The organism is Moorena sp. SIO3I6 (genome assembly GCF_010672095.1).
This window is the reverse complement of sequence record NZ_JAAHHU010001750.1, coordinates 1-1,020: the sequence shown is the minus strand read 5'-3', so window position 1 is coordinate 1,020 and position 1,020 is coordinate 1. Positions and strand designations below refer to the sequence as shown.

General features: G+C 44.4%; 2 pseudogenes. Both read right to left on the bottom strand.

Annotation, left to right across the window (positions count from 1 at the left end):
* Positions 1-357: pseudogene (locus F6K49_RS52845) on the bottom strand (hypothetical protein); the annotation flags it as partial.
* A 17-nt stretch (positions 358-374) separates the two neighbouring features.
* Positions 375-1,020, bottom strand: a pseudogene (locus F6K49_RS52840) (glycosyl transferase); the annotation flags it as partial.

Here is a 1,020-nt window from a genome sequence, read left to right as displayed (position 1 = left end):
CTGACGCGGGAGAAAAGCACGGATTAGTAGGGTAAAATTAAGCATAAATCCCAGTATCTCAGCAATACCAAAGGGACTGCGGAAAAATACTAGTCCCGAGATGGTTAAACTCGTTAACAAGGCTCCATTAGTGACAAACAAGATATTGAGCTTTGTGGTCAAGGTTTGACTGCGCTCCCTTTGTTGATCAAGTACCATACGAACATCTCGTGCTGCCAACTCTAGGCTGGGGAAAGAGGTCTGCTCTTTAGAGGTTTCCTCTTCAATAGTAGAGGTTTCTGGTGTGTCGATGGACTTTGGGATAGAATTGTGGCTATTCTGGATCTGTTCTATAAGCGAATCTACGGTAGATATCATGGCAGGGGCTATCTAGGCTATTTAGTGAGAGTCTGGAGGTAGTTAACAATATCTTTAGCAATCTTGTCTGTTCCATCCTTTACCAAGCTTTGAGATTTTCTGGGAGGCTTGGGAGTGTGATGGAGGAATTCCCACTTGCCGTGGAAAAATTCTGTCGGTGTTAAAATCTGGTGGTGACCGTAGTCTTGCACCCCTTCTATTAGGATAGCGGCTTCAGCAAATCCCGAGCGGGTAACTGAAGAAATAGGTATATCCAGGCGTAAGGCTTCAGCAAAAGTACTGTACCCCGGTTTGGAAATCACTCGCGAGCACAAGGGCATGAAATCCACTGGTCGATAGTCGTGACCCTTGATTTTTAGTAAATTGGGTAAATCTGGTGCTTGAGAGTCAAATGTGATAAACTGCCACTTAGGGAATCGAGATAGATTATGGTAAGGAATTTGTTCCAACCCTAATCCCCCAAAGGTGAGTAAAGCTGTTTTAGACTTTGGAGACTTCAGATCACAATGCTTCCTTAATTGATCTGTACTGTAACCTGGGTATCCCCCTGTTAAGCCCACATCGGTGATATGGGTGAAAGCGTTCATGGGTTCATGTAAAGGAAGGCGAAATAAGCGATCGCATTTTCCATAATACTCACTGATCCAATCGGCAATCTCGGCA